The sequence below is a fragment of the Micromonospora sp. NPDC048999 genome (genome assembly GCF_040649295.1).
GTDB lineage: Bacteria > Actinomycetota > Actinomycetes > Mycobacteriales > Micromonosporaceae > Micromonospora.
Genome location: NZ_JBEZFI010000012.1, coordinates 24,618 through 47,273, shown reverse-complemented (window position 1 = coordinate 47,273; position 22,656 = coordinate 24,618). Strand labels below are relative to the sequence as shown.

General features: G+C 71.8%; 19 protein-coding genes. 11 read left to right on the top strand and 8 right to left on the bottom strand.

What is annotated here, in order from left to right; translation table 11 throughout:
• Both AB0C02_RS15700 and AB0C02_RS15695 read left to right on the top strand, forming a co-directional pair.
• On the top strand, positions 1–1,935 hold the full coding sequence (locus AB0C02_RS15700) for a fumarate reductase/succinate dehydrogenase flavoprotein subunit (protein WP_357548664.1): 1,935 nt from the start codon (positions 1–3) through the stop codon (positions 1,933–1,935).
• Positions 1,932–2,693: a succinate dehydrogenase/fumarate reductase iron-sulfur subunit gene (locus tag AB0C02_RS15695; RefSeq protein ID WP_357548663.1), complete on the top strand. Its 762-nt coding sequence runs from the start codon at positions 1,932–1,934 to the stop codon at positions 2,691–2,693. Before AB0C02_RS15700 ends, AB0C02_RS15695 begins: the two co-directional genes overlap by 4 nt.
• Before the next feature lie 211 nt (positions 2,694–2,904).
• On the opposite strand, the gene AB0C02_RS15690 is transcribed toward AB0C02_RS15695, so the two are convergent.
• Complete coding sequence (locus AB0C02_RS15690) at positions 2,905–3,531, bottom strand: AAA family ATPase (RefSeq protein ID WP_357548662.1); 627 nt, start codon at positions 3,529–3,531, stop codon at positions 2,905–2,907.
• Between the two features lie 183 nt (positions 3,532–3,714).
• Here AB0C02_RS15690 and AB0C02_RS15685 point away from each other — a divergent pair, with 183 nt between their 5' ends.
• Together AB0C02_RS15685 and AB0C02_RS15680 are read left to right on the top strand one after the other, a co-directional pair.
• Positions 3,715–4,857, top strand: a complete 1,143-nt coding sequence (locus AB0C02_RS15685) for an MBL fold metallo-hydrolase (protein ID WP_357548661.1) — start codon at positions 3,715–3,717, stop codon at positions 4,855–4,857.
• Positions 4,858–4,921: 64 nt separating this feature from the next.
• The gene (locus tag AB0C02_RS15680; RefSeq protein WP_357548660.1) at positions 4,922–5,566 is read left to right on the top strand and encodes a NeuD/PglB/VioB family sugar acetyltransferase; all 645 of its coding nucleotides are present in this window, start codon (positions 4,922–4,924) and stop codon (positions 5,564–5,566) included.
• On the opposite strand, the gene dgt is transcribed toward AB0C02_RS15680, so the two are convergent.
• Both dgt and AB0C02_RS15670 read right to left on the bottom strand, forming a co-directional pair.
• Positions 5,563–7,074, bottom strand: coding sequence for a dGTP triphosphohydrolase (gene dgt, locus AB0C02_RS15675; protein ID WP_357548659.1), 1,512 nt, complete (start codon positions 7,072–7,074; stop codon positions 5,563–5,565). The genes AB0C02_RS15680 and dgt overlap by 4 nt on opposite strands.
• Before the next feature lie 20 nt (positions 7,075–7,094).
• Positions 7,095–8,357 (bottom strand): nucleotide sugar dehydrogenase, encoded by a 1,263-nt coding sequence (locus tag AB0C02_RS15670; RefSeq protein WP_357548658.1) that lies wholly within the window; start codon positions 8,355–8,357, stop codon positions 7,095–7,097.
• 140 nt (positions 8,358–8,497) lie between these two features.
• Here AB0C02_RS15670 and AB0C02_RS15665 point away from each other — a divergent pair, with 140 nt between their 5' ends.
• From AB0C02_RS15665 to AB0C02_RS15650, 4 genes are all read left to right on the top strand, one after another.
• A complete protein-coding gene (locus AB0C02_RS15665; RefSeq protein WP_357548657.1) occupies positions 8,498–10,960 on the top strand; it encodes a Tex family protein in 2,463 nt (820 codons plus the stop codon).
• A 70-nt stretch (positions 10,961–11,030) separates the two neighbouring features.
• Positions 11,031–11,465 carry a hypothetical protein gene (locus AB0C02_RS15660; protein ID WP_357548656.1) on the top strand — a complete coding sequence of 145 codons (435 nt, stop codon included), beginning with the start codon at positions 11,031–11,033 and terminating at the stop codon, positions 11,463–11,465.
• Positions 11,466–11,666: 201 nt separating this feature from the next.
• Positions 11,667–12,356, top strand: a complete 690-nt coding sequence (locus AB0C02_RS15655) for a sugar transferase (RefSeq protein WP_357548655.1) — start codon at positions 11,667–11,669, stop codon at positions 12,354–12,356.
• Between the two features lie 22 nt (positions 12,357–12,378).
• Positions 12,379–13,530, top strand: coding sequence for an aminotransferase class I/II-fold pyridoxal phosphate-dependent enzyme (locus AB0C02_RS15650; RefSeq protein WP_357548654.1), 1,152 nt, complete (start codon positions 12,379–12,381; stop codon positions 13,528–13,530).
• Between the two features lie 27 nt (positions 13,531–13,557).
• Here the strand turns inward: AB0C02_RS15650 and wecB are convergent, their stop codons facing one another.
• Entirely contained in the window at positions 13,558–14,682 is a 1,125-nt protein-coding gene (gene wecB / locus AB0C02_RS15645) for a UDP-N-acetylglucosamine 2-epimerase (non-hydrolyzing) (protein WP_357548653.1), read from the bottom strand.
• A 229-nt stretch (positions 14,683–14,911) separates the two neighbouring features.
• Here wecB and AB0C02_RS15640 point away from each other — a divergent pair, with 229 nt between their 5' ends.
• The 3 genes from AB0C02_RS15640 to AB0C02_RS15630 are packed head-to-tail and all read left to right on the top strand — an operon-like array spanning position 14,912 to position 18,167.
• Entirely contained in the window at positions 14,912–15,946 is a 1,035-nt protein-coding gene (locus AB0C02_RS15640; protein ID WP_357548652.1) for a polysaccharide biosynthesis protein, read from the top strand.
• Entirely contained in the window at positions 15,943–17,244 is a 1,302-nt protein-coding gene (locus AB0C02_RS15635) for a glycosyltransferase family 4 protein (protein ID WP_357548651.1), read from the top strand. Before AB0C02_RS15640 ends, AB0C02_RS15635 begins: the two co-directional genes overlap by 4 nt.
• Positions 17,241–18,167 carry an SDR family oxidoreductase gene (locus AB0C02_RS15630; protein WP_357548650.1) on the top strand — a complete coding sequence of 309 codons (927 nt, stop codon included), beginning with the start codon at positions 17,241–17,243 and terminating at the stop codon, positions 18,165–18,167. Before AB0C02_RS15635 ends, AB0C02_RS15630 begins: the two co-directional genes overlap by 4 nt.
• 3 nt (positions 18,168–18,170) lie before the next feature.
• On the opposite strand, the gene AB0C02_RS15625 is transcribed toward AB0C02_RS15630, so the two are convergent.
• The 4 genes from AB0C02_RS15625 to AB0C02_RS15610 form a co-directional block, all read right to left on the bottom strand.
• On the bottom strand, positions 18,171–19,196 hold the full coding sequence (locus AB0C02_RS15625) for a glycosyltransferase (protein WP_357548649.1): 1,026 nt from the start codon (positions 19,194–19,196) through the stop codon (positions 18,171–18,173).
• 12 nt (positions 19,197–19,208) lie between these two features.
• On the bottom strand, positions 19,209–20,165 hold the full coding sequence (locus tag AB0C02_RS15620) for an NAD-dependent epimerase/dehydratase family protein (RefSeq protein WP_357548648.1): 957 nt from the start codon (positions 20,163–20,165) through the stop codon (positions 19,209–19,211).
• 84 nt (positions 20,166–20,249) lie between these two features.
• On the bottom strand, positions 20,250–21,455 hold the full coding sequence (locus AB0C02_RS15615; RefSeq protein WP_357548647.1) for a polysaccharide pyruvyl transferase family protein: 1,206 nt from the start codon (positions 21,453–21,455) through the stop codon (positions 20,250–20,252).
• Positions 21,431–22,567 carry a hypothetical protein gene (locus tag AB0C02_RS15610; RefSeq protein WP_357548646.1) on the bottom strand — a complete coding sequence of 379 codons (1,137 nt, stop codon included), beginning with the start codon at positions 22,565–22,567 and terminating at the stop codon, positions 21,431–21,433. The genes AB0C02_RS15615 and AB0C02_RS15610 overlap by 25 nt, the downstream gene beginning before the upstream one ends.
• Between the last annotated feature and the right edge of the window lie 89 nt (positions 22,568–22,656).

Sequence of the window (22,656 nt, the reverse complement as noted above, 5' to 3'; positions counted from 1 at the left end):
ATGGATCTCTACACCGAAGGCGACCCGATCGCCGACACCAAGGCCCCGGACGGCCCCATCGAGACCCGGTGGGATCGCCGCCGCTTCGAGGCGAAGCTGGTCAACCCGGCCAACCGCCGGAAGCTGACCGTGATCGTGGTGGGCACCGGCCTGGCCGGCGGCTCCGCCGCGGCGACCCTGGCCGAGCAGGGCTACCACGTCAAGTCCTACTGCTACCAGGACAGCCCGCGCCGGGCCCACTCGATCGCCGCCCAGGGTGGCATCAACGCCGCCAAGAACTACCGCAACGACGGCGACTCGGTGCACCGGCTCTTCTACGACACGGTCAAGGGCGGCGACTTCCGCTCCCGTGAGTCGAACGTGCACCGGCTGGCCGAGGTCTCGGTCAACATCATCGACCAGTGCGTCGCCCAGGGCGTCCCGTTCGCCCGCGAGTACGGCGGCCTGCTCGACACCCGGTCGTTCGGCGGTGCGCAGGTACAGCGCACCTTCTACGCTCGGGGCCAGACGGGCCAGCAGCTGCTGCTCGGCGCGTACCAGGCCCTGGAGCGGCAGATCGGCCTGGGCAACGTGGAGATGAACGCCCGCCACGAGATGCTGGAACTGGTCATCGTCGAGGGCCGGGCGCGCGGCATCGTGGTGCGGGACCTGGTCACCGGTGAGATCACCACCGAGATGGCCGACGCGGTCGTGCTCGCCTCCGGCGGCTACGGCAACGTCTTCTACCTCTCCACCAACGCCAAGGGCTGCAACGTCACCGCCTCCTGGCGGGCGCACCGCAAGGGCGCGTACTTCGCCAACCCCTGCTACACGCAGATCCACCCGACCTGTATCCCGGTCTCCGGCGACCACCAGTCGAAGCTGACCCTGATGAGCGAGTCGCTGCGTAACGACGGCCGGGTCTGGGTGCCGAAGGCCAAGGGCGACGACCGCAGTCCGAAGGACATCCCCGAGGCCGAGCGGGACTACTACCTGGAGCGGATCTACCCCTCCTTCGGCAACCTGGTGCCCCGGGACATCGCCTCCCGCGCCGCGAAGAACGTCTGCGACGAGGGCCGCGGCGTCGGCCCGGGCGGGCTCGGCGTCTACCTGGACTTCGCCGACGCGATCAACCGGCTCGGCCGCAAGGCCATCGAGGCGAAGTACGGCAACCTCTTCGAGATGTACGAGCGGATCACCGGCGAGGACCCGTACGAGGTCCCGATGCGGATCTACCCCGCCGTGCACTACACGATGGGCGGCCTCTGGGTCGACTACGACCTCCAGTCGACCATCCCGGGCCTGTTCGTGATCGGTGAGGCGAACTTCTCCGACCACGGCGCGAACCGCCTCGGTGCCTCGGCGCTGATGCAGGGCCTGGCCGACGGCTACTTCGTGCTGCCGAACACCCTGGCCAACTACCTGGCCGGCGTCGGGTCGTACGGGAAGGTCGACGCCAGCCACCCCGAGGCAGTGGCGACGCGCACGGCCGTCGAGGAGCGGATCCAGAAGCTGCTCTCCATCAACGGCGACCGGACGGTGGACTCGTTCCACCGGGAGCTGGGCCAGATCATGTGGGAGCACTGCGGCATGGACCGCACCGAGGCCGGGCTGCGCAAGGCGATCGACGAGATCCGCGCCCTGCGCGAGCAGTTCTGGCAGCGGGTCCGCGTCCCGGGCGACGGCGAGGGGCTCAACCAGTCGCTGGAGAAGGCCGGCCGGGTGGCCGACTTCTTCGAGCTGGCCGAGCTCATGTGCATCGACGCCCTGCACCGCGAGGAGTCCTGCGGCGGCCACTTCCGGGCCGAGCACCAGACCCCCGACGGTGAGGCGCAGCGCGACGACGACCGGTTCGCCTACGTGGCGGCCTGGGAGTACACCGGCGACCAGCCCGTGCTGCACAAGGAAGACCTGCAGTTCGAATACGTCCACCCCACGCAGCGGAGCTACAAGTGAACCTGACCCTGCGCATCTGGCGCCAGCCCGGCCCCGAGGACAAGGGTCGGATGGTCACCTACCAGGTCGAGGACGTGTCCCCGGACATGTCGTTCCTGGAGATGCTCGACGTGCTCAACGAGCGGCTCATCCTCTCCGGCGAGGAGCCGATCGCGTTCGACCACGACTGCCGCGAGGGCATCTGCGGCATGTGCAGCCTTATGATCAACGGCGACGCGCACGGCCCGCAGCGCGGCACCACCGCGTGCCAGCTGCACATGCGGCAGTTCTCCGACGGCGACACGATCGACATCGAGCCGTGGCGGGCCCGCGCCTTCCCGGTCGTGAAGGACCTGGTGGTCAACCGGAACGCCTTCGACCGGATCATCGCCGCCGGTGGGTACGTCACCGCGCCGACCGGCAGCGCCCCGGAGGCGCACTCCACCCCGGTGGCCAAGGCCGACGCGGACGCCGCCTTCGAGTCGGCCGCCTGCATCGGCTGCGGCGCCTGCGTGGCGGCCTGCCCGAACGGCTCCGGCATGCTGTTCACCGCCGCCAAGATCACCCAGCTCTCGCTGCTGCCTCAGGGCCAGCCGGAGCGGTACACCCGGGTGATCGGCATGGTGGACGCGCACGACGAGGCCGGCTTCGGCGGCTGCACCAACATCGGCGAGTGCGCGGCGGCCTGCCCGAAGGGCATCCCGCTGAACACCATCGGTCGGCTCAACCGGGACTACCTCACGGCGACGTCGAAGCGCGCCGGCACCCCGGGCTCCTGAGCCCCGCGGCGGGTCCACCGCCGCAGGGCTCACTGACCGCCGCGCCCCCGCACCCGGGGCGCGGCGGTCACCCCTTTCCGGGGTACGTCGCGCCGTGGCCGACCGGCGACATGGTCAGCGAGCTCCTTTGGAGCTGAGTCGGCTGTGACGTCGCCAACGGATTTCCGATGGACGGCCGGTTTCAGCACGGCGGGAGGTGATCACGGGTGGCTCATCGTCCGGCGTTCACGAAGGCAACGATCTCGTCGAGCCCAGGACGATAACCATCGCCGGTGGCCACCTCGATCTCGGGCACGTCGAGCCGGACGGGCTGGAAGCCGTGGTGGCCGACGGCATGGGTCTGATGATCGCCGAGGTACGCGTCGGCGTGGGCGCGCCGGATCGCGTGCTCGTCCTGCCGGCGCTGGATGCGGTCGAAGGCCGTCTGCGCGGTGACCTGGCAGTGCACCACCCGAATCTCGGCGATCCCGATCAATGGCTGCAGGCCGGGGCGCCAAACGTGGTCTTGGAAGGCCGCCTCGGCGACCGTGGTGACGCCGGCGGTCAGGAGCAGTTGCAGCACCTTGAAGAACGTGGGCAGGGTCCGCCGGGTCAGCTCGTCGCTCGGTGCGGCGATGAAGTCGCCGGCCGCGTGGACCATGCCCTCCTTGATCTCGTCCCGGCAGATCGCCGGGCAACCGACCCGCCGGGCGAGCAGGTGCGCGAGTGTCGTCTTGCCGGCCCCCGATGGTCCGCTGACGACGACAAGGGTCGGCGTTGTTCCCATCACGTTTTTATAGCGGGGTGCGGAACCTGAGTCGTTTGCGACATCAGCTCCAAAGGAGCCGGGAACCCTCATGCCCGGGCGCAGGAAAGCCGGTTCAATTCGTCCTTTTCCGGGTAGCACCCCCGGTCGAGGGCGCACCCTGCCGCGGTGCTGCGCCGAGCCCGGAGGCGAACCGAGGTCGGGGTGGCTACCGTGTACGCGGCGACGACCGGGCGGCCGCGATGGTGGCCCGTGGGAAACGGCGGAGGGACGGGGATGGGCGCAGGGCAGGAGCGGGCGGTCGAGCGGGCACTGAGCCGCCGGCTGTGGCGGACGGCCGGGGTCGCGGCGCTGGCCGGGCTGGCCTGGGTGGGTCGCGACGTGCCCCTGCAACTCGGCGGCCGGCTGGCCGGCGCCCGAGCGGAACGCGCGGCGCGCTCCCCCCGCTTCCGGGACGGCACCTTCCACAACCCGACGAGCACCCGCATGATGGTCGCCGACCCCGGGCGCAACCTGTTCAAGGAGATGCTCTTCGGCAAGCAGCAGCGGCGGCCCCGCAGCGCCGTCCCGCTGCTGCGGCCGGCCGATCCGGCGCCGGCGGACCGCACCCGCGAGCTGGGCGTCGTCTGGTACGGCCACGCCTCGCTGCTGATCGAGGTCGAGGGGCACCGGGTGCTGGTCGACCCGGTGTGGAGCGACCGCTGCTCGCCGTCGGCCCTGATCGGTCCGCGCCGCATCCACGAGCCACCGGTACGCCTCGACGAGCTGCCCCGCCTCGACGCGATCGTCATCTCGCACGACCACTACGACCACCTGGACATGGCGACCGTACGCGGGCTGCTCGCCCACCAGTCCGCGCCGTTCGTCGTCCCGCTCGGGGTGGGCGCCCACCTCGACCGCTGGGGCGTGCCGGCGGACCGGATCGTCGAGCTGGACTGGTCGGAGAGCCACCAGGTGGGTGGCGTGACCCTCACCGCCACCGCCGCCCAGCACTTCTCCGGCCGCGGGCTGCGCCGCGACGGCACCCTGTGGAGCTCCTGGGTGGTGGCCGGGGCGGAGCGGAAGGTCTTCTACACCGGCGACTCCGGCTACTTCGACGGCTACGCACGGATCGGCGCCGAGCACGGCCCGTTCGACGTCACACTCATGCAGATCGGGGCGTACGACCAGGCCTGGCCGAGCATCCACATGTTCCCGGAGGAGGCGGTCGCCGCCCACCTCGAGCTGCGCGGCGACCTGTTCATCCCGGTGCACTGGGCCACCTTCAACCTGGCCCTGCACGACTGGTCCGAGCCGGTGGACCGACTCTGGGCCGAGGCGAAGGCCCGGGACGTCCGGCTGGCGGTGCCGCGCCCCGGCGAGCGGGTCGTGGTGGACGACCCGCCGCCCGTGGACGGCTGGTGGCAGGCTGTCGCCTGACACGCCTGCCGGAAAAAGCCGGACAAGACGCTCTTGCACCCGGATTTGACTAGAATATCCGCCCATGAGCCTCGGCCTCGTCATCGTCGGTTGCGGCGGGCACGGGCGGGAGATCGCCCAGCTGGCGAGCGCGGTCAACGCCGCCGCCGGCCGGCCACCGTGGCGGCTTCTCGGCTTCGTGGACGACAACCCGTCGGAGCAGAACCGCAAGCGGGTGGAGGCGGCCGGCCTGGCGTACCTCGGGCCGGTGTCCGCCCTGGCCGACCTGCCGACGCAGACCCACCTGGTCCTCGGCCTGGGCGACCCTCGGGTCCGGCGGACTGTCGGGCAGCGGCTCGACCCGCTCGGGTTGCCCGCGGCCAGCCTGGTGCACCCGGACGCCACCGTCGGCGCCGACCTGGTCGCCGGCGAAGGCCTGATTGTCTTCGCTGGGGCGCGGATCACCACGAACGTGACCGCCGGCCGACACCTGCACGTGAACCAGAACGCCACCCTCGCGCACGACTGCGTCGTCGGTGACTTCGTGTCGCTGCACCCGCTCGCCGCCGTCTCCGGCGACGTGGAGCTGGGCCCGGGCGCGCTGGTTGGGGCGGGCGCGGTAGTGCTGCCCGGCCTACGGGTCGGAGCCGGGGCCACCGTGGGCGCGGGCGCCTGCGTGGTTCGGGACGTGCCACCGGACACGGTGGTGAAGGGCGTGCCGGCCCTTTAGAGCACGAACGCGTCCGTCCAGAGGGCGCCCGAGCGGCCGGAGAGCGAGTCCAGCATCGCCACCGCCTGCCCGTCGGTGAGCTGGGCGACGAAGTCCACGATCGCCCGGCCCCGGGCCCGGCCGATCCGGTCCGGTGTACGCGGATGCAGTTCCGCCTCGGCCAGCTCGACCAGATCGTGCAGGCGGCGGGGCAGACGGGATTCCTCCTCCGGGTCGAGCAGCCACTCCCAGAGCGCCTCCACGAGGGTGCCGAGCAGTCGCGCCTGGCCCCGCTGGTGCAGCGCCAGATCGGGGCGGGCCAGCACGAACCGGTGGTGGACGAACTTGAGCACCTGCACCTCGTGCCACTGCGCCTCGGCCAGCAGCACGTGGCCGGAGCGGACGTCCGGCTCCGGGGTGACCGTGATCGCCTCGACGAACCGGGTGGACCAGCGGGCGGAGAAGCGGGCCACGTACTGCTCCGCCTCGATCGAACCGTCGAACGGCAGCGCCAGCAGCCCCTCCACCAGTTCCTCACGGACGTGCTCGACGGCGGCGGCGAACGCCTCGTCGTCGGCGATCCAGGCATCCTTGCGGTGCAGCTGGCGGCGCAGCCGTTCGATGGCGGCGCCGGGACGCCGGCCGGCGGCGGCCAGCGCCGCGTCGGTGATCGAGCGGAGGTGCCCGCTCTCCCGCTGCCAGGCCATCAGCTCGGCGGCCACCGCGCCCTGCTGGAGCACCCCGACCCGATAGAAGTCCTCGACGTCGTGGATGGCGTACGCGATGTCGTCGGCGGTGTCCATGATGGACGCCTCCGGGGTCTGCTGCCAGTCCGGGATCCGGTCGGCGAACGGCTCCCGGGCCTGCCGCAGGTCGTCCACCTCGGTCCGGTACGCGCCGAACTTCGCCGACCCGCTCTCCGGGTCGTCGGGCGGGACGGCCGCGCCGCGCGGCGCCGGGTCGAGGTGCCGCGGATGCGGGTCCGGGTGATCCAGGCGGGTCCAGGGATATTTCAGCATCGCCGCCCGGACCGCCGCGGTCAGGTCCAACCCGGTGGTCGCCGCGCCGCGGATCTCGGTGCTGGTGACGATCCGGTACGACTGGGCGTTGCCCTCGAAGCCGTCGGGCAGCCCGAGCCGCTGGCGGGCCAGCCGGTCCAGCACCCGCTCCCCCAGATGCCCGAAGGGCGGGTGGCCGAGGTCATGGGCCAGCGCCGCCGCCTCCACCACGTCCGGGTCGCAGCCGCCCAGCTTCTCCAAAAGCTCGCGGGGCGCCTCGTCGGCGGTGAGCCGCTCGGCGATCGCCCGCGCCACCTGGGCGACCTTGAGGCTGTGGGTGAGCCGGTTGTGCACCAGCAGGCCCGACCCGCCCGGGCTGATCACCTGGGTCACCCCGACCAGCCGGGCGAAGAACGGCGACGCGACGATCCGGTCCCGGTCGGCCCGGAACGGGCTGGCAGCCAGGTCGCCGAGCGACCGGGCACTGCCCCCGAAGAGTCGCCGGGCCCGCGAATCCGCAGGTTGTTCCACGATCGCCCACCGTAGCTGCCCTACAGGCGCTCCACCACCGGCCCCGAGCAGCGGTTCCGGGTGTCGAAGACGTAGCGTGCCCGCCTGGCCACCAGGTCGTAGTCGAAGGCGTCGTGGTCGGTGACCACCACCACCGCGTCGGCCGCGACGACCTCCTGCTCGGTCAACTGCACCACCAGCACGCCGTCGGGGATGTGGTGCGGTTCGGCGTACGGCTCGACGGCGCGGACCTCCGCGCCCAGGTCGCGCAGCCGCCGGGCCACGTCCACGGCGGGCGAGTCGCGCATGTCGCCGGTGTTCCTCTTGTACGCCAGGCCGAGCAACAACAGCCGGGCACCGCTGACCGGGCGGCCGGTCCGGTTGAGCCCGGCCATGATCCGTTGCGTCACGTGCTCGGGCATCTCGTGGTTGACGTCGTTCGCCAGCTCGATGAAGCGGAACTGGCGGCTCAGCCGCCGCTTGACCTGCCAGGAGAGGTAGCAGGGGTCGATCGGCAGGCAGTGCCCCCCGACGCCGGGCCCGGGGCGGAACGGCATGAAGCCGAAGGGCTTCGTCTCGGCGGCTTCGATCGCCTGCCAGACATCGATGTCCAGGTGGTGGGAGAGCATCGTGAGCTCGTTGATCAACGCGATGTTGACCTGCCGGAAGGTGTTCTCGATCAGCTTGGTCAGCTCGGCCACCCGGGTCGAGGCCACGGGCACGGTGCGCGCCACGATCCGGCGGTAGAACTCGTCCACCCGGGCCAGCGACGCCGCGTCCACCCCGGAAACCACCTTCGGCGTGTTCTCCAGCCGCCAGGTCGGGTTACCCGGATCGATGCGCTCCGGGCTGTAGCCGAGGTGGAAGTCGCCCGGGCTGCGCAACCCGGAGGCCGACTCCAGGAGCGGACGCAGCAGTTCCTCGGTGGTGCCCGGGTACGTGGTCGACTCCAGCACCACCGCGCTGCCCGGCCGCACGTACGGGCCGATGGCGAGGCCGGCCTGCTCCACGTAGCTCAGGTCGGGGGTGCCGTCCCGCAGCGGGGTCGGCACCGTGATCACGCAGACGTCGAAGCCCTCGGCGTCGCGGTACTCCGCGCTCGGCCGGTAGCGGCCGCTGCCGAGCGCCCGGCCCAGCCGGTCGGCCGGGATGTCCTCCACGAAGGACTCGCCCGAGGCGAGCCGCTTGACGCGGTCGGTGTCGACGTCCAGACCGACAACGTCCATGCCGGCCTCGACGGCCCTCATGGCCAGCGGCAGACCGACGTAACCCTGGCCGATCACGACCAGCTTCTCCACACTCACCCGGGCTCCCGTTGCACGAAGGAATCACCTGATGAGGAGGTTAGAGGGACTTCTGACGCCGTAAGTCCGTTTTCGTGATACCGGCGGCCGGCCGCCGGTGGGGCGCGCCGGGGCGCGGGGCGTCGGGGGCGAACGGCAGAATGCATATCGGAACCCACCCGAGAAGGCGGATCAAGATCGTGACCCAGTCTGTTCATCAGCGGATCGCCGAGGAGCTCGGCGTCGCCGACCGTCAGGTGCGGGCGGCCGTGGAGCTGCTCGACGGCGGCGCCACCGTGCCGTTCATCGCCCGCTACCGCAAGGAGGCCACCGGCTCCCTCGACGACGCGCAGCTGCGCACCCTGGAGGAGCGGCTGCGCTACCTGCGCGAGCTGGACGAGCGCCGCGCCGCGATCCTGGAGTCGATCCGGTCCCAGGGCAAGCTCGACGAGGCCCTCGAGGCGCAGATCATGGCCGCCGACTCGAAGTCCCGGCTGGAGGACATCTACCTGCCGTACAAGCCGAAGCGGCGGACCCGGGCGCAGATCGCCCGGGAGGCCGGGCTGGAGCCCCTGGCCGACACGCTGCTCGGCGACCCGACGCGGGACCCGCGCGAGACGGCCGCCGGCTTCGTGGACGCGGACAAGGGCGTGGCGGACGCGGCCGCGGCCCTCGACGGCGCCCGGGCCATCCTCATCGAGCGCTTCGCCGAGGATGCCGACCTGATCGGCACGCTCCGCGAGCAGATGTGGTCGCGGGGCCGGCTGGTCGCCCGGGTACGCGACGGCCAGGAGGCCGCCGGCGCCAAGTTCGCCGACTACTTCGACTTCGCCGAGCCGTACCCGAAGCTCCCCTCGCACCGGATCCTCGCCATGTTCCGGGGCGAGAAGGAGGGCGTGCTCGACCTGACCATGGACCCGGAGGCCGACGGCGACTCCGACGCCGTGGCCACCGGCCCGACCCGGTACGAGGCGGCCGTCGCCGGCCGGTTCGGCGTCAGCGACCAGGGGCGCCCGGCCGACCGGTGGCTGGCCGACACGGTGCGCTGGGCCTGGCGTACCCGGATCCTCATCCACCTCGGCGCCGACCTGCGGATGCGGCTCTGGCAGGCAGCCGAGGAGGAGGCTGTCCGGGTCTTCGCCACCAACCTGCGCGACCTGCTACTCGCCGCACCTGCCGGCACCCGGGCGACCATGGGCCTGGACCCGGGGCTGCGCACCGGCGTGAAGGTGGCCGTGGTGGACGCCACCGGCAAGGTGGTCGCCACCGACACGATCTACCCGCACGAGCCGCGCCGGCAGTGGGACGCCTCGATCGACACCCTGGCCAAGCTGGCCGCGGCGCACCGGGTCGAGCTGATCGCCATCGGCAACGGCACCGCCAGCCGGGAGACGGACAAGCTGGCCGGCGACCTGATCAAGCGGCACCCGGAGCTGGCGCTGACCAAGGTGGTGGTCTCCGAGGCCGGCGCGTCGGTCTACTCCGCCTCCGCGTACGCCTCGCAGGAGCTGCCCGGGCTGGACGTGTCGCTGCGCGGCGCGGTCTCCATCGCCCGTCGCCTCCAGGACCCGCTCGCCGAGCTGGTGAAGATCGACCCGCGCTCGATCGGCGTCGGGCAGTACCAGCACGACCTGTCCGAGGTGAAGCTGTCCCGCTCGCTGGACGCGGTGGTCGAGGACTGCGTCAACGGGGTCGGCGTCGACGTCAACACCGCCTCCGCTCCCCTGCTGACCCGGGTCTCCGGCATCGGCGCCGGGCTGGCGGAGAACATCGTGCTGCACCGGGACGCCAACGGGCCGTTCCGCACCCGGGCCGACCTGCGCAAGGTGCCCCGGCTGGGCCCGAAGGCGTTCGAGCAGTGCGCCGGCTTCCTGCGTATCCCCGGCGGCGACGACCCGCTGGACTCCTCCAGCGTGCACCCCGAGGCGTACCCGGTGGTGCGGCGGATCCTCGCCCACACCGGGCAGGACCTGCGCGCGCTGATCGGGCAGAACGCGATCCTGCGCGGGCTCCGGGCCACCGACTTCGTCGACGACACCTTCGGCCTGCCCACCGTCACCGACATCCTGGGCGAGTTGGAAAAGCCCGGCCGCGACCCGCGCCCGGAGTTCAGGACGGCGACGTTCGTCGAGGGTGTCGAGAAGATCGGTGACCTGCAGCCCGGGATGGTGCTGGAGGGCGTGGTGACCAACGTGGCCGCGTTCGGCGCGTTCGTCGACGTCGGCGTGCACCAGGACGGCCTCGTGCACGTATCGGCCATGTCGCACACCTTCGTGAAGGACCCGCGGGACGTGGTGAAGTCCGGCGACGTGGTCCGGGTCAAGGTGCTCGACGTCGACGTACCCCGCAAGCGCATCTCGCTGACCCTGCGGCTGGACGACGAGACGACGACCGGCGGTGCCCGGCCGTCGGGCGGCGACGGGCGCCGGGAGCGCGGCGGCCAGGGCGGCGGCCCACGCGGCGACCGGGGCGACGCGCAGCGCGGCGGCCAGGGCGGCGCGCAGCGGGGCGACCGGGGCGGCTCCCGGGGTGGGCCGCAGCAGCGGCAGGGGCGCGGCGGGGGGACGCCGCCCCCGGCCAACAGCGCCATGCTGGACGCGCTGCGCCGCGCCGGCCTGGCCTGATCCTCTGTCGCGGCGCGTACTCTCGCCGCCCCTGGCCTGATCCGCTGTCGCGGCGCGTACTCTCGCCGCCGTGGGTGCGGACGACGGCCTGGAGTGGCGGGAGCGGCAGCGCCGCGCGGTGCGGGCGCACGCGGCGGCCGACGCCCGGCAGCGCGCCGCCGAGCAGGCCGAGGCGGCGGATCTGGTGGCCCGGTTCGCGGCTGAGGCGGCCCGGCGCGGGTTGCGGCCGGATCGGCTGACCGCGACGTCCTACGACGGCCGCGCCCGGTATCGCACCAGGCTGACCGGCTGGTATGTGGACCGGGCGCGGAGCCGGGCGGTCGACGCCGGGGGGCGGTTCTATCTGCTGACCGTGCCGGCCAGCCTGCGGTCGCGGCTGTTCGGGGCCGCCCCTGAGCCGTCCCCGCCGCCGCTGGTCGTCGGACGGGGCGGCCGGGACGGCGAGTCGATGCCGCTGGCGGCGTTGCTCAGTCGGCGTCTCGCGGCGGGCAACGACTGGTGCTGACCGACCCCGGCTCCGCCGGCACGCCTTCCTGTCGCAGGTGGGCGGAATCGACTATGCCCGAGACCGCGTCCTCTGCACACCAACATCGGTTGAACCGTCCGAGTCGGGCAGTGGGATTTCTTTCCTCCTGATTTGAGGCATTTATGCCTGATGGAACCTTTCGGGGAACACAGGACGGTGGAACACGTGGAGGTGGCGGCGATGCCGACGTCCGCTCTGATGGACGCACCGGCCCAGGCAGCGGTCCGGGCCCGACCGGATCGTCTGAAGCGCACGATCGACGTGGTGGCGACGCTGGTCCTGCTCGTGCTCACCGCGCCGCTGATGGCGCTGGTGGCGCTCGTGGTGGCCGTCGGCCTCGGCCGGCCAGTCCTGTTCCGTCAGGCCCGCGTCGGCCGGGACGGCACCATCTTCGAGCTGGTCAAGTTCCGGTCGATGCTCCCGATCGACCCACGACGCGGCGTGGTCGCGGACGTCGACCGGCTCACCCCGTTGGGCCGTCTGCTGCGGGCGACCAGCCTGGACGAACTCCCGACCCTGTGGAACGTGCTGCGCGGTGACATGAGCCTGGTGGGCCCGCGTCCCCTGCTGCCCGAATATCTTCCCCGCTACTCCCCCTGGCAGGCCCGCCGACACGAGGTACGGCCCGGCGTGACGGGACTGGCCCAGGTGAACGGCCGCAACAGCCTGAGCTGGGAAGCGAAGCTGGACCTCGACGTGCAGTATGTGGACAGCAGGGGCCTGCGGGTCGACCTCACCATCCTCCTCGCCACGGTCCGGACGGTGCTGTGGCGCGACGGGATCTCGGCGGCGGGCAGCGCGACGGCGCCCGAGTTCCTCGGTAGCCAGATCCGGGTCGAACCCGGTGGTCGCGACCGGGCACCGGTATGACGACCTTCCGCGGAGGCGACCGATGAATCAGACCATCCTTCTGTCCGCGCCCGACGTCGGGCCGCTCGAGGAGTCCTATCTGATCGCGGCGCTGCGCTCCGGTTGGGTCGCGCCGGTCGGTCCGGATCTCGACGCCTTCGAGCGAGAGGTGGCGCTGCGGGCCGGTACCCGGGGCGCGGTCGCCGTCAGCTCCGGCACGGCCGCGCTGCACCTGGCGCTGCTGGGTGTCGGCGTCGGACCGGGCGACGCGGTCGTCGTACCGACGCTGACGTTCGTCGCGACGGCCAACGCGGTCCGGTACACCGGAGCCACACCGGTCTTCGTCGACTGTGACCCGCAGACCGGCAACGTCGACGTCGCCCTCGTCGCCGAGGTGCTGAAGCGGCTCGCCGCCCGGGGGCAGCGGGTCGGGGCGGTGGTCCCGGTCGACCTGTTCGGCAGTTGCGCCGACTACACCGCGCTGCTGCCGGTCTGCGCCGCCGCGGAGGTTCCGATCGTCGAGGACGCCGCGGAGGCGCTCGGTGCCACCCACAGCGGCCGGGCGGCCGGCTCCTTCGGCCGAGCCGGCGTGCTCTCCTTCAATGGCAACAAGATCATGACCACGTCGGGCGGGGGCATGCTGGTCTCCGACGACCTGACGCTGCTCGCCCGGGCGCGGCATCTGTCCACCCAGGCCCGCGAGCCGGTCCGGCACTACGAGCACCGGGAGACCGGCTACAACTACCGGCTGAGCAACCTGCTCGCCGCGCTGGGCCGCGCCCAGCTGGTCCGCCTCGACGGGATGATCGCCCGCCGGCGGCAGCTGCGCGACCGGTACGCGAAGCTCTTCGCGTCCGTACCGGGGGTCACGCTGCTCGGCGTCGAGGACGGCGACGCCAACTGCTGGCTCACCGCGCTGGCCGTGGACCCCGAGCGGGCCGGCTGGCGGGCGGAGGAGCTGGCCGAACACCTCACCGCGCGGGACATCGAGACCCGCCCGGTCTGGAAGCCGATGCACCGGCAACCGGCGTACGCCGGAGCGGAGAGCCTGCTGACCGGAGCGGCCGACCGGCTCTTCGCCGACGGCCTCGCCCTGCCCAGCGGTAGCGGGCTGACCGAGCCGCAGATCACCCGCGTCCTCGGCGCCATCGACGACTTCCTGACCGCTCGGGCCGGCGGGGCCGCGCGGGGGTGATCCACCGCGCGCTGCCCACCGGGCCCGCTACCGTCGAATACCGGCCCAGTCGTGATGCCGCCGGGCGGTGGAGAGGATGAAGTCCACCACCCGCCGCGACGTGTCCGGGACCTGGTAGTCGACCGGGCACGGCACGCCGGCGGTCTCGACCTGGTCGATCGCCACCCGCACCGCTTCGACCACCCCGGCGGGCTCGAGGCCGGTCATGATGATCCCGCCCGCGTCGAGCGCCTCCGGCCGTTCCATCGAGTCCCGCAGCGTGACGGCCGCGAAACCGAGGATGGCCGCCTCCTCGCTGATGGTCCCGCTGTCGGAGAGCACGCACCGCGCCCGAGTCTGCAGATGCACGTAGTCGAAGAGACCGAACGGCTCGTGGAAGGCGATTCCGTCGAGGTCGAGCGCCTCGGCGGTCAGCGCCTCCAGGCGCTTGCGGGTACGCGGATGCGTGGAGACCAGGACCGGCAACTCCCACGTCCGCCGAACCGCCTGCAGGCAGTCGAGCAACTGACGCAGGCGGTCGGGGCTGTCGACGTTCTCCTCCCGATGGGCGCTGACCACGAAATAGCCCGCGCGTTCGAAGTCCAGCCGCCGGAGAACTGTCGACGACTCGATGTCGGCACGGTAGTGATCGAGGACCTCGCGCATCGGTGAGCCGGTGTGCAGGATCCGACGCGGGTGCAGCCCCTCGGCGAGAAGGTTGCGCCGCGCGTGCTCGGAGTAGACCAGGTTGAAGTCCGAGACGTGGTCCACCAGACGCCGGTTGGTCTCCTCGGGCACGTTGAGGTCGAAGCACCGGTTCCCCGCCTCCATGTGGTAGACGGGGACGCGCATCCGCCGGGCCATGACGGCCGCGATGCTGCTGTTGGTGTCGCCCAGCACGAGGAGCGCGTCCGGCCGCATGTCCCGGATCGCCTCCTCCATCCCGACCAGCACACCGCCGAGGACCCGACCGAGCGAGGACGTGTCGACCTTCAGGAAGCGGTCCGGTTCACGAAGCCGCAGCTCGGAGAAGAAGACGTCGGAGAGGGCGCGATCCCAGTTCTGCCCGGTGTGGACGAGCACGTGCTCCACGGTCCGGTCCAGCCGATCCATGGTCCGCGAGAGCCGGATGATCTCCGGACGGGTACCCACCACGGTCATTACCCGCGTCATCGCCGCACCTTCCCGTATCGGCCGGCTCCGCCGACGGGCCGGCTCCTATCCGTCACTCAACGAACGGAATCGCTGGGCGGTCACGGAAAATCGGTGACGAATTTCGGTCATTTTATTAGGTCTATGGGATTTGGGTTTTCCGCAAGGTAAAACCCGTGTTCGACGGTATCGTCCGGTTCGATGCCCCGACCCGGTAACGTGCGCCCGGCCGGGAAGACAGGAGGAGAACGTGACACCCTTGCTCTCGGGCCGACGGTTTCTGATCACCGGCGGCACCGGCTCATTCGGCCTGACGATGGTGTCCCGGCTGTTGCGAGCGGGAGCGGCCGAGGTGCGCGTCCTGAGCCGGGACGAGTCCAAGCAGGACGCGATGCGGCACCGGCTCGGGGACGACCGCGTCCGGTACTACGTCGGTGACGTCCGCGACTACGACTCGGTGGCCAGGGCCAGCCGGGACATCGAGTTCGTCTTCCACGCCGCGGCCCTGAAGCAGGTGCCCTCCTGTGAGTTCTTCCCGCTCGAAGCGGTACGGACCAATGTGCTGGGCAGCGCCAACGTGGTCGACGCCTGCGAGCGCAACGGCGTCGAGGCGCTGGTGCTGCTGAGCACCGACAAGGCGGTCTATCCGGTCAACGCCATGGGTATGACCAAAGCGCTGATGGAAAAGGTGGCCCAGGCCCACTCGCGCAACAACTCCGCGGCCCGGACCCGGGTCTGCTGCGTCCGCTACGGCAATGTCATGTACTCGCGCGGCTCGGTGATCCCGCTGTTCATCGACCAGATCCGCAGGGGCGTCCCGCTGACGGTGACCGAGCCGAAAATGACCCGCTTCCTGATGTCGCTGGAGCAGTCGGTCGAGCTGGTCGAGCACGCGTTCCACCACGGCCAGCCGGGGGACGTCTTCATCCGCAAGGCCGACGCCTGCACCATCGGCGACCTGGCCACGGCGTTGTGCAACCTGTTCAAAGTGCCCGCCAAGTTCAACGTCCTCGGCATCCGGCACGGGGAGAAGCTGTACGAGACCCTCGCCAGCCGCGAGGACCTGTCCCGCGCCGAGGACTTCGGCGAGTTCCTCCGGGTGCCGGTGGACAGCCGGGACCTGAACTACGCCCTCTACTTCGAGGAAGGCAACGTCAACCGTGGCGACCGGGTCGACTTCAACTCGCACAACGCCCGGCGCCTCGTGGTGGCGGAGATCGAGTCGCTACTGCTGGCCCTGCCCGAGGTCCGGGCGCAGCTCGACGCGGCCGTCACCGCGGCGTGACGCCGCCGACCGGGCGCGGCGGACGACCTGACCGGGTGGCGCTGGTCAGCCAGTGGTTCCCCCCGGAGCCGGCGCCGTTCGCCCAGGGCATCACCGACGCACTGCGCCGCCAGGGCTTCGACGTCGACGTCCTCACCGGGGTGCCGAACTACCCGAAGGGCGTCGTCTACGACGGGTACTCGGCCCGGCGCCGGACCGTCGAGGACCGCGACGGGAAGCGGATCATCCGCACGCCGCTCTACCCCAGCCACGACCGGTCCGCGCTCGGCCGAGCCGTCAACTACCTGAGCTGGGCGGCGTCCTCGTCGCTGCTCGGCGGTTCGGTCCTGCGCGACGCCGACGTCGCCCTGGTGTATTCCTCCCCGGTGACCGCCACCGCCGCGGCCATGGCCGCGCGGCGGCGCTGGGGGACCCCGTACGTGACGATGGTGCTGGACCTCTGGCCGGACTCCGTGTTCGCCACCGGCTTCCTCACCGAGGGTCCGGCCCGTCGCCTCGCCGAGGCGAGCCTGGGCCGGTTCACGGACCGGACATACCGCCGGGCCGACCACGTCACGGTGCCCACGCCCGGGCTGCGGGACACGATTCTCGCTCGCGGCGTACCCGTCGACAAGGTCTCGGTGGTCTACAACTGGGCCGACGAGAAGGTCATGCAGCCGACCGAGCCCGAGCCGGGCCTGCGGGCCCGGCTCGGCCTGGGCGACGACGACTTCGTGCTCATGTACGCCGGCAACCACGGCCCGGCACAGCGGATCGACGTCGCGATCGACGCCGTGGCCCGGCTGGCCGACCTGCCGGACGTCCACCTGGTCCTGGTCGGCGACGGGGTGGAGAAGGACGCGCTGACGGCCCGGGCGGCGGGGTGCCGGCCCGGTCAGATCCACTTCCTCGACCCGGTCCCGCCGGACCGGCTGCCGGCCCGGATGGCCGCCGCCGACCTGCATCTGGTGTCCCTGGCGGACGAGCCGCTGTTCCGGATCACCCTGCCCAGCAAGGTCCAGTCGATCCTCGCCTGCGGCCAACCCGTGCTCGCCTGCGCGCCCGGCGACGTGGCCCGGATCGTCCGGGACGCTGGCGCCGGCTTCGCCGCCCCGCCCGAGAACGCGGCGAGCCTGGCCGAGGTCATCCGCCTCGCCCGGGCAACGCCCCGCTCCCGGCTGCGGGCGATGGGACGGGCGGGACGCCACCACTACCTGGCCCACATGAGTCAAGCGACCAACGTGCAGGTCCTCGCCGACCTGCTCACCGATGCGGCACGGCGGGCCAGGAGCGCCCGCCGGGACAGGGAATCACGATGACACGCGTCCTCGTCCTCGGAGCCACCGGAATGCTGGGCCACGCACTCCTGCGGGAGCTGAGCGAGGATCCGGCCCTCGACGTCTACGGCGCCGCGCGCAGCATCGAGGACCGGGGGCCGCTCTACCCGGCCGGCCTGCTCGCCCGGATCACCCCGGCCGTCGACGCCACCCGGTTCGAGCAGGTGCGCCAGATACTCGACGACGTCCGACCGGACGTCGTCGTCAACGGCGTCGGGGTGATCAAGCAGCGCCCGGACGTGCAGGACGCTGTCCACACCGTGACGCTCAACGCCCTCTTCCCCCACCTGCTCGCCGACGCGTGCGCCCGGCTCGGCAGCCGGCTGGTCCACGTCAGCACCGACTGCGTCTTCTCCGGCCGCCACGGCGGTTACGTCGAGGACGACCTGCCGGACCCGGCCGACCTCTACGGCCGGTCCAAGCTGCTGGGCGAGACCACGACCGCCCCCGCGCTCACCCTGCGGACGTCGATCATCGGGCACGAGTTGACCACGAAGCGGTCGCTGCTGGACTGGTTCCTCTCGCAGGAGGGGCGGGTGCGGGGATTTACCAGGGCCGTCTACAGCGGTGTGACGACCGTCGAATTCGCCCGGCTGCTGCGCGAGGTGATCCTGCCCCGCGAAGACCTGGCCGGCCTCTACCACGTCGCCGCCGAACCCATCCCGAAGCACGACCTGCTCCGGCTGGTCGCCGACGTGTACGGCTGGCGGGGTGAGATCGTGCCGGACGACGACTTCGTGTGCGACCGGTCGATGCGCGCGGACACGCTGGCGGAGGCCACCGGCTATCGCCCACCGGCCTGGCCCGACATGATCCGACGGATGCACGAGGCGCGCGCCCGGTGGACCGGGCCCGAGGCCCTGGTGAGCCGGCCCGCCCTTTTCGGGGCGTCACGGCGCTCGTGATGATCAGACAACGGTGCGCCTCATGGGGTCCCGATCGCGGGGCGGCGGGGCCGACGCGCTCCAGGTCGCGAAGTTCCGGTCGAGCCCCAGCAACCGGGTGAAGTACGCGACCCGCTCGAACGCGTACGGTTCCGGGAGCACCGGCCGGTCGATGCCGTCAACGGCCTCCGCGAGACTGTTCGTGTCAGACAACCGGTACGGCACCACAGCGGCGCCCGCGATCTCCCGCGACTGCTGGGTATCGGGTGCCAGCACCGGCAGCCCGTAGACGCGGGCCTCGGCGAGCGGGTAGCCAAAGGACTCCAGCGCACACGGGAAGAAGACGGCGGTCGTCCGCCGCCAGTGCTCGGCAAGTTCGTGGTGCGGCAGCCGGCCGAGCAGGTCGAGCCGGGGGTGCCGGGCCAGGTCGGCGGGGAGTTCGTGCGGATGCGCGGTCATCCGGACCCGCGCCCGGTGCCGGCGCCGGTCGAGCGCGGCGAGCAGCACCCGTAGCTCGCGCACCACGTTCTTGAACGGCGACGGCACCACCGGAACGAGGATCGACACCTCGTCGGCGGGGATGCGGGGGCCGACCGGGCTGACGGGATTCGCGAGCACCAGCAGCCGGTCGCGGACCGCGGGCACCCGGTCGGCGACTCGTTCCGCCATCGCCGAGCACGGCACGACGATCACGTCGGCCCGGCGCAGCGTCCGCCGGACGACGGGGATCTGTGCCCGGAACGACCGGGGCAGCAGGCCCAGTAGCCGCACCTCGTCGGGCGCCAAAAAGTGCAGGGCATTGTGCACCAGCACCCGTCGCTCGGTGCCGCGCCAGGTGAACGAGACGTTGTTCAGCGCGGCCACGACGGGCGCGCGGCCGGCGGCGGCCTCCCGCAGCACCAGCCACGAGGGCGTGAGCTGGCGGTCCCACCCGATCACCCGAAGCGGAGGTGCGCCGTCGGCGAGGAAGGCGTCGAGTTCGGCCTTGAGGCGTCCCGCTCCGCCGCCCGACCCGCCGGCGGCGTCGATCACGATCTGTGTCTGGTTCATCGAGGGACTCGGTCACCGCGTCGCGGCGTGTTCGAGGCCCAGCCGCCCGGCCATCCACTCCACGGTCACCCGAAGGCCGTCCGGGCGGGCAACCGGCTCGATGTCCGGAAACAGCTCACGCAGGGTGCTGGTGTCGGCCGATGAGTGCGGGATGTCGCCGGTGCGGGGCGGCGCGTATTCGCGGGCGATCGGCCGGTCCAGCAGCTCCGTGAGCTCGTCGAGGACCTGCAGCAGGCTCGCCCGCGTCCCGAACGCGAGGTTAACCGGGTGTGGGTGGTGCACCCGACGACGGAGCGCGTCGAGGATCACCTGACACACCGAGCCGACGAAAGTGAAGTCGCGGGACTGGGTGCCGTCGCCGTGCAGCACGACGGGCTCCCCACGCAGGGCCGCGTGGACGAACCGGGGGATCACGGCGGCGTAGGCGTGGTCGTGCCGCTGCCCCGGACCGAACACGTTGAAGAACCGGAAGGCCAGCGTCGGCAGCCCGAACGATGCCTGGTGGGCGAGAGCGTACGCCTCCGTGGCGAGCTTGCTGGCGGCGTACGGACTCATCGGCTGGGTCCAGGTGAGCTCCGCCTCCGGCAGCACGGGGTTCATGCCGTACACCGCCGAGGATGAGGCGACCACGATGTGGCGCACGTCGTGCCGTCGTGCCGCCTCGAGGACCATGAGCGTGCCCGTGGCGTTCGCGTGGTGGGTGGCCACCGGGTCGAGCAGCGAGCTGGGCACGCTGGCCAGCGCGGCCAGGTGGACGACCGCTTCCCGGCCGGCCATCGCCGCGTCCAGGGCGGCGGGGTCCAGGATCGAGCCCTCGACGACGTTGACGTCCAGCCCGTCGAGGTTGCCGCGCAGCCCGACCGACAGGTCGTCGAGGACGCTCACCTCCTTCACCGCAGGCTCGACCATTGCGGCGCGGGCCAGGTTGGAGCCGATGAAGCCGGCCCCGCCGGTGATCAAAATGCGCATCGACAACCCTTCGGCGTACGGACCGATCACCTGTACATCGAGCGAAGACGCGCACCGTAACGGTTTAATCACACAATTTCGGGCTTAGTGGGGTGGAAGCATCGCACTCACCGCGCCCCGGGCGTGACCACGCTCTTTCAGCCCGCGTCCCAGCTGGCGATAGACGTTGATGGCGGTGCTCGACGTCTGCAGCCGCAACCTCTCCGCCCGTGGCAGTACGGCCCGGGCGGGGCGGACCGCTCCGGCCAACGCCCGCCCGATCCACGGGCCCACCACGTCGGCCGCCCGGGGAACCGCCTCCGGTTCGACGGCGGGAGGGAGGATCCGGTCGTAGACCGTCAACCCGCGGAATGGCTGCCCGAAGAACGCCGCCGTCTTCGGTGCGTACGAGATGGGGAAGATCGGCACACCCAGCGCCCCCCAGAGGGCACTGGAGTGCAGCTTCATCGACACCGCCACCGTGCACCGGGCCATCGCATCGGCGAAAGCCACCAGGTCGCTCCCCCGATAGGGGACAACCTCGGCGTCGCGCCCGAGTCCCCGACCTACCTGCTCACTGAAGCTGACGTCGGGGCCGTGGGCGCCGGCCTCCAACACGAAGACCCGGATCGTGTCGGTTCCCGAAGACTCGGCGATCCGGGCGATGTGCCGGACGGTGGGACCGACCTCCAGCCCCGGCCAGCGGCGGAGCGCCACCCCGAGCTGGCCCGACCCGCCCGTCCCTCGGGGCGCTTCGATCCCGAGTTGCCGGAGGAAGGTGTGGTCCACGAAGTCCCGGCACCGTCGCACCCGCCACCCCAACCGTTCCTCGGCCAGGGCGACCGAGTCCCCGTCCCGCAGGTAACACTCGTCGAAAGGGGAGCCGAGCCGACGCAACCGGCGGCTCCAGTCGTCGCTGAGCGGCCCCAGGCCCAGCCCGACGCCGAGCACAGGCACCGCCGGCAGGTGGCGCGGCAGGTAACTCAACCACAGGTAGGGCGTGTGCGGATGGTGGCTGGTCTGGAACAGGCCCCCACCACCGACCAGCAGCGCGTCGCAATCGCCGAAGGCCAGCTCGCTCCGTCGGGAACCAGGCAGCTCCCGCTGGTAGCGCACCGGACGCGGATCCAGGCGCAGGCCGAGCCGGGTGGAGATCTCGCCCCAGTTCACGGGATGGCCGAAACTCAGGTACCGCACCTCGACGTCGTCGTGCCCGGCGGCGATCGCGGCCACCCCGGCAATCATGATCAGGTCGTCCCCGAAGTTGGCCGCCTCGCCGAGACAGATCAGGCCGGTGCTGGACTGGGCCACGGTGTCTCCTTCTCCCTCAATGACAGGTAGCTGATCCACCAGCAGCTCGCGCTGGCCACCGCCATGACGGCCAGTGCGCCGGCGGCACCGTTGGCTCCGAAGAGCAGACCGCCGGAGACCACCACCACCACCCGGACGGGTCCCAGCCCGGCACCCAGCAGCAGTGCCCTCGCTCCGGCGCGCTCAACACGATGGCCGGCGAACGCGACGAGCGCCGCCGGCACCAGGACCGCCTCCACCCCGAGCAACGGCAGCAGCGGTCGGGCGGCGGTCCAGTTTGCCCCGAAGACGGCTCGACCGACCTCGCCGGGCAGGAGACTGATCGCGAGCACCACCGGCACGATGAAACCGACCGCCACCAGGACGACCGGTCCGGCGGTACGCGCCCGCGCGCGGGCGGTGACCGGTCGGGCCCGGCTGAGGTACGGGATGATGATGGCCGAGAGGGTGGCGGTGAGGAGTGCTACCGGGCCGAACACGGTCTGGGCGGCGCCCAGCGCGCCGACGACGCCGACGCCTGCCGTCACTGCCAGGCCGGTGAGGGCCAACTGGGCGGACCCGGACGTGATCAGGAACTGGAGGCCGAAGCTGAGCGCGTTGCGGGTGCCTTCGCGGTCCAGCCCCCATCCGGGCAGCGGCCGGTACCCGCGCCAGACAGCGACGAGGAACCCGAGGACCGCTCCCGAGGTAGCCCACACCGCGAAGAGCAGGACTGGCGCGACGGATTCGAACAGGGCTGCCAGAACAGCCATCGCAGTCACACCCGTCCACGCGACGTCCTGGGCACAGGCGGCCCGCGCGGAGCCCACGCCCAGGCTGACCCCCCGGGTGTAGTCGTAAACCACGAGACCGCACAACGCGACCCCGACGATCACGAGATAGCGGGACCCGACCACCAGGCCGGCACCGGCCACCGCGGCCCCGGCACCGGCGCCCACCGCGCACGCCCTGCGGACCCCGCCGCCGATCGCCGCAGTCGCCCGCTCCGGTCCCGCAGCGAGCACACCCTCCGTGACCGCCGCCCGGACCAGCCCGATGGCGAAGACGTAGACCGAGAAGGCGAGGGCAAACTGGCCCAGCCCGGTGAGCGACTCGCCACGCGCAACGACCACCGACATGAGGACGTTACCCAGGCTGGACAGGCCGTTCGCGGCCAGGGCCGCGACGGTACGCCGACGGTAGCTCCGTGACTGCCGACCGG